Source organism: Noviherbaspirillum sp., assembly GCF_036846085.1.
In the GTDB taxonomy this organism is placed as follows: domain Bacteria; phylum Pseudomonadota; class Gammaproteobacteria; order Burkholderiales; family Burkholderiaceae_D; genus Noviherbaspirillum.
Window position 1 is genome coordinate 1 of sequence record NZ_DAIUCO010000264.1, and the last position, 7,076, is coordinate 7,076.

1 protein-coding gene and 1 pseudogene are annotated in these 7,076 nt (G+C 57.2%); both read left to right on the top strand.

What is annotated here, in order from left to right; all coding sequences use genetic code 11:
* Positions 1–422: pseudogene (locus V7080_RS21850) on the top strand (phosphopantetheine-binding protein); the annotation flags it as partial.
* A gap of 26 nt (positions 423–448) precedes the next feature.
* Positions 449–7,076: amino acid adenylation domain-containing protein (locus tag V7080_RS21855; RefSeq protein WP_334190496.1), on the top strand; the 6,628-nt coding region annotated here is incomplete at its 3' end.

The window sequence follows — 7,076 nt, forward strand, 5'->3', positions numbered from 1 at the left end:
GCGACAAGCGGCTGGTGGCGTACTACACCGAGGAAGAGGCGGGTACGGTGCAAGCCGAAGGCATGCGCCTGCATCTGGCCGAAACGCTGCCGGAGTACATGGTGCCGGCCGCCTACGTGCAGCTCGACACATTGCCGCTGACGGCCAACGGCAAGCTCGACCGCAAGGCGTTGCCGGCGCCGGAAGGCGACGCCTATGGCAGCCGGGCGTACGAGGCACCGGTTGGTGATGTTGAAGTCGCGCTGGCGGCGGTCTGGGCCGAACTGCTCAATCTGGAGAAAGTCAGCCGCTACGACAACTTCTTCCAGTTGGGCGGACATTCTCTGCTGGCAGTTACGCTCATCGATCGCATGCGCAAGATGAGCCTGCATGCAGACATAAGAATTTTATTCACTGCTCCCACCTTGGCGGCATTGGCCGCTGCGGTAGAAGACATGGAGGTTGCGCTGTGAGTGTTACCGAGCTATTGCGTCAACTGGATGAGAAGAAGATCGCCCTGACCATCAAAGGCGAAGAACTCATAGTTCAAGGCAAAAGGAATGCGTTGGAGCCTGCCTTGCTTGATCTTCTACGAAGTAACAAGAGCGAGCTGATTCAATTAATCGAGGCCGGGAAATATACAGCGCCAAGGAACATGGCGGTCGAGCTTCCAAAAAACGGAATCCCGATCGGATGTGCTGCGATTACGCCGGAAATGCTCACGCTTGTAGAACTGTCAAAGGCGGATATAGACCGCATCGTCGGCTCTGTTGAGGGAGGTGCCGCGAATATTCAGGACATTTACCCTTTGGCGCCGTTGCAGGAAGGCATTCTTTTTCATTACTTGCTTGAAAATAAAGGCGACATGTATTTGGCGCCGATGATGTACGACTTTGCCACCGAGGCGCAGTTACATGAGTACATCAATGCGTTGCAAGCAGTAATAAATCGACATGACATCCTGCGCACATCGATTTTCTGGAAAGGCATGACCGAGCCGGTTCAGGTTGTCTGGCGAAAAGCCCCCCTGACCGTCGAGCAGATTGAGGTGGACCCGCTACTCGGCAATGCTGCCGAGAACCTGAGGACACGGTTCGATCCGGGTCATTATCGAATCGATATTGGCCAGGCTCCGCTTATGCGGGTGTTCGTTGCGCATGACCAATCAACGGATACCTGGTCTGCCCTGTGGCTAAGTCATCATTTGCTGACCGACCCCACCGCACACCGCGTCCTGCTTCAAGAAATCGAGGCGCATCTGGCCGGCCGGTCCACGGACTTGCCAACGCCATTTCCATTTCGGGATTTCGTCGCTCAAACCCGGCTCGGATTGAGCCGAAGCGAGCATGAAGCCTTCTTTAGAAGCTTGTTGAATGACGTGGATGAACCGACGGCGCCGTTCGGTTTGATGAACGTGCATGGTGACGGTTCCGGAATACTGGAGGCCTGGCAGGAATTGGACGCCTCGCTCGCCAGACGATTGCGTGAGACGGCACGACGCCTCGTTGCAAGTCCGGCCACACTATGTCATTTGGCATGGGCTTTGACTCTTGCCCGGCTTTCCGGACGCGGCGATGTGGTCTTCGGAACAGTGCTGGTCGGACGCACGCAGGGCAGCGAAGGAACGGATCGCGCCTTGGGGCTCTTTATGAACACCTTGCCGGTACGAATTCGGGTCGGTGTGGATTCCGTGCAGAAAGGCCTGCGCTCGGCGCATGCATTGATGGCCGATCTGCTGCGGCATGAGCATGCTTCGCTGGCGCTGGCACAACGCTGCAGTGCGGTTGCCCCGCAAACCCCGTTGTTCACTTCCATTCTCAACTATCGCCACAACCCCCACGCGAGACGAGGCGGTGATGAAGTCGCACCGCAGGCTTTGCCTTTGCCGACGAATTCAGCAACGCGGAACTTTGAGTTACGCACCAACTATGCCTTGACCTTGAATATCAATGACGAGGGAGAAGGCTTCGTACTCAATGCGCAGGCGTGTTCGCCGATAAACCCGCAGCGTATATGCGCGTATATGCAAACGGCGCTCGCACGGTTGGTCGATGCCCTGGAGCGCGCGCCCGATACGCCATTAAATGCGATCGACGTGCTGCCACCGGAAGAGCGCCAGCAGTTGTTGGTCGAATGGAACGCAACCAGCGCAGACTACCCGCGGCACTTATGCATTCATGAACTGTTCGAGGCACATGCTGCCGCGACGCCGGATGCAATTGCGGTAGTCCACGGGCAACGCAGCATCACCTATGGCGAAATCAACGCCAATGCCAACCGGCTTGCCAGATATCTGCAGCAACAGGGAATTTCACCCGGCATGCCGGTGGCGTTGCTGCTCGATCGCTCGATCGCGCTCATAACGGCAGAGATTGCAGTCGTCAAATGCGGCGCCGTATTCGTCACGCTTGATCTTGGCGCGCCAGTGGCACGCCAGATGTTCATCATTGAAGACTGTCAGGCAAGCATGGTAGTGACGGACTCACGGGTATCGCTGCCTGTGCTGGATCCGGTCAAACGTCTCGACCTCGATATCGTCGATCTTGGAATCCGCGATGCCGGCAACCTCGCCGTAACAATCAGCAGTGAAACCGCAGCCCACATCACTTATACCTCCGGCTCCACCGGGCAACCAAAGGGAGTCATCGTCCCCCATCGGGCAATTGGGCGGGTCTCGATCAACAATGGCTATGCCAGTTTCAACAGCAGCCACCGCTTCGCATACTCGTCCAATCCGGCCTGGGATGCCAACACGCTCGAAGTCTGGGTGCCGCTTCTCAACGGTGCGTCCATCGCTGTCATTGATCAATCGGATGTCTTGGATCCTCAAAGATTCAGAGACAGCTTGAGAGCGCGTGCCGTCAATGTTCTATGGATAAGCGTCGGCCTGTTCAATCAATATGCGGATTTTCTGACCGACGTGCTGCCGAAATTGAATTATCTGATGGTTGGCGGAGATGCGCTGGACCCTCGGGTTATCGCGACCGCGATGCGCAATGGCCGGCCCAAACATCTGATCAATGGATATGGGCCGACCGAGACAGCGGTCTTTGCGATTACGCATGAAGTTGTTTCGGTTGCCGACGACGAAAAAAGCATACCGATCGGACGTCCGATTTCGAACACGCAAATTTATATCCTGGATTCGCTTGGTTACCCTACTCCTGTGGGCGTGACGGGAGAGATTCACATAGGCGGAGCCGGTGTAGCGCTTGGCTATGTGAACCAGGCTGAACTGACAGCGGAACGTTTCATCCCTGACCCTTTTACCGATACGACAGGCGCGTTGATGTATAAAACCGGCGACCTTGGGAGATACCGGGACGACGGTGTCATCGAGTTCAGAGGACGGAACGATTTTCAAGTCAAGGTTCGTGGATTCCGCATCGAGCTTGGCGAGATCGAAGCGCGCCTTTCAACCTATCCGATGATCCGGGAATCAGTTGTGCTTGTCCGGGAAGACAGTCCGGGCGACAAGCGTCTGGTGGCCTATTACACTTACACAGCCACAGAAGACACGCCGGAGCCTTCCTTTGAGGCATTGCGGGCCCACCTGCAGGAAACGCTGCCGGAATACATGCTTCCCGCTGCATTCGTTCGGCTCGACACTTTCCCGCTGAACGCGAACAACAAACTGGACCGCAAGGCACTACCCGAGCCCGGTATTCAGGCATTTTCCCTGGATGAAAATGACTTGCCGCGCGACGAAATCGAAACAGCCATTGCGCGGATATGGTGCGCCGTTCTAAAGGTGGAAAGAGTCGGTCGCAGCGACGACTTTTTCGATCTCGGCGGGCATTCCCTGCTTGCTGTTCGAACCGCATCGCGGGTCCGTAATGTTCTTGGCGTGGAAACCAGCGTAACGGACCTTTTTCTCCGTCCAACGCTGGAGGCATTCGCAAATTCAGTAAAGGCGGCGGCGCGCAGCAGCCTGCCTCCCATCCAGCTCGTAGCACGCGATCAGCCGCTCGTCTTGTCGTTCGCACAGCAACGACTGTGGTTCCTGGCTCAATTGGACGGAGTAAGCGAGGCTTACCATATTTCGCTGGCCTTCCAGATGACCGGTTCTCTGGATGTCGGCGCGTTGCGCAAGGCCTTGAATTGCATTGTAGCGCGGCATGAAGCGTTACGAACCACGTTCACCTTGTTCGAGGGGAGGCCTGTTCAGCAGATTCTTTCAGAGGACAGCAGTTTCCCATTGCAAGAGCATGACTTGCGCGATCATCCCGATCGTGAGGAGGAACTTGAGCGGATATTGGAGGAGACGGCAAATGCGCCCTTCAACCTGAACGACGGGCCAGTGATTCGCGGTTGCCTGCTTCAAACCACTGACGATCAGCATGTAATGATGGTGACGATGCACCACATTGTCTCGGACGGCTGGTCGCTAGGGGTGCTTACTACAGAGTTCTGCACGCTTTATCGCGCATTCGTTCAAGGTCAACCTGATCCACTGCCTGCGCTGGCGATTCAGTACGCCGACTATGCCGCATGGCAAAGACGTTGGGTAGACGGCAATGTATTGGAACGCCAGGCGGATTACTGGCGGCGCACTCTGGCAGAAGCGCCGGTATTGCTTGAGTTGCCGACTGACCGGCCTCGTCCGGCACAACAAAGCTATGCTGGCGGCACCGTCCCGCTGGAGCTCGACGCGCAGTTGACGGCTTCCTTGAAAGAACTTGGACAGCGACATGGAACGACACTGTTCATGACGCTGCTGGCAGCTTGGGCCGTCGTGCTCGCGCGCTTGTCAGGCCAGACCGACCTGGTAGTCGGTACGCCGACAGCCAATCGGCTTCGTGCCGAGATAGAGCCCCTTATTGGCTTTTTTGTCAACACGCTTGCGATACGACTGGACCTTTCAGGAAATCCGACCTTGGAGCAGCTACTGCTGCGGGTAAAGTCGCAGGCGCTCGCAGCCCAGGAAAATCAGGATCTACCCTTCGAACAGGTCGTGGAACTGGCCAGGCCGCCAAGAAGCATGGCCCATAGTTCGTTATTTCAGGTCTTGTTCGGATGGCAGAACAACGATCAGGGCGAGCTGAACCTGCCGGGACTGGAGTTGGCACCGGTCGGCGCCGGTGCCGAAATGGCGAAGTTCGATATGTCGCTCAACCTTGGGGAGGCCGACGGCCGCATTGTAGGTGCATTGGTGTACGCAGTGGCGTTGTTTGATCAGGAAACGGTCGAGCGACATCTGGGATATGTGCGCAACGTCCTGGCGGCAATGGTCACAGACGACCAGCAGCCGCTAGACCAGGTTGCGTTGCTGGGCGGCGCAGAGCGCCAACAGATCCTGCAGGATTGGAATAGGACCGATGCCTCTTACTCCTCGCAGACTGTGCACGCGCTTTTTGAAAAGCAGGCAGAACGCAATCCCCACTCGACCGCGCTGGTGGTTGAACAGAAACAATTCACCTATGGCGAGTTGAATGCGAAAGCGAATCGGCTAGCGCATCACTTGCGCAATCTCGGTGTTGTCCCGGAGACACGTGTCGCCATCTGCGTCGAACGTGGATTGGACATGGTCGTAGGGCTGTTGGCGATATTGAAGGCCGGAGGCGCCTATGTGCCAATGGATCCCGACTATCCGGCGGATCGCCTGGCGTACATGCTGCATGATAGCTCGCCCGCCGTCCTGCTGACGCAGCGTAGTTTGCAACGCGCCGCGCCAGCATACCGGGTTCAAACGGTCTATCTTGATTCGGAGACGGGATTCCTGGACGCCATGCCGGATACGAATCCAGCGGCGGTTTCGCTGCCGAGCCACCTCGCCTATGTCATCTATACATCCGGCTCGACCGGCAAGCCGAAAGGGGTAGCAATCGAACATGGCGCATTGAGTAACTTCCTGGCGTCGATGGCAAAGGAGCCCGGCCTGGAAACGGAGGATGTCCTTCTGGCGGTGACATCGCTGTCGTTCGATATTGCGGGGCTTGAGCTATACCTGCCGTTGACCAGAGGGGCCAAGGTTGTTTGCGCTGGCCGCGATGCGACGTCGGATCCTGCGCAATTGTCAAAGCTGATTTGCGACCATGATGTATCGGTGATGCAGGCAACGCCTTCGACCTGGCGCATATTGCTGCAAGAAGATTGGTCTGCATTTCCGCGGACCTTAAAGGTGCTCTGCGGCGGCGAGTCGCTTTCCGCCGCGCTTGCCGAGAGTCTGCTCGAGCGCGTGCCGGTGATCTGGAACATGTATGGGCCGACCGAAACCACGATCTGGTCCGCGGTTCATCGCGTGACGTCCGCGGACGTCGCAACGCGAATTGGCCGTCCTATTGCCAATACCCGCATTTATATCCTTGATGCGAACGGTCAGCCGGTGCCGGTCGGGGTTCCCGGTGAGCTGCATATCGCCGGCGACGGTCTTGCGCGCGGGTATCTGAATCAGCCAGAACTGACGGCGCAACGATTCATCGATGAGGCGCTTGGTGGTCCGTCCGACTCCCGGATGTACAAAACGGGCGATCGGGCGCGTTTTCTGCCCAACGGCGAGATCGAATTTCTGGGCCGCCTTGACTATCAAGTGAAGGTCCGCGGTTTCAGAATCGAACTGGCCGAGATCGAAGCGGCGTTGGCGACACATCCTCAAATCAAGGAATGCGTCGTCGTGGCGCGTGAAGATGTGGCTGGAGATACGCGACTGGCGGCATACGCCGTTTTGCAAGATGACGTGGCGAGCACCGATTCTGAGCGGAGTACGGATCAGACGGGATTCAGTCTTTTTTATTTTGGCTCGGATACGTACGAGCGAACCAACAAGTACCGCCTGTATCTGGACGCCGCGCGCTTCGCAGATGAGAACGAGTTCGAAGCCGTATGGACGCCCGAGCGGCATTTCCATGAGGTTGGCAGCCTGTACCCGAACCCGGCAATATTGAACGCCGCGCTTGCTACCGTTACAAAGCGGATTCACCTGCGGGCGGGTAGCGTGGTGCTGCCCCTCCATAATCCCATCAGAGTCGCGGAGGAGTGGTCCGTGGTGGACAATCTTTCACGAGGGCGCGTGGGGGTATCGTTCGCGACAGGCTGGATGCCGAGAGACTTCGTTCTTGCGCCAGGTAACTATGCGAATCGCAAGGAGGTCATGGCTT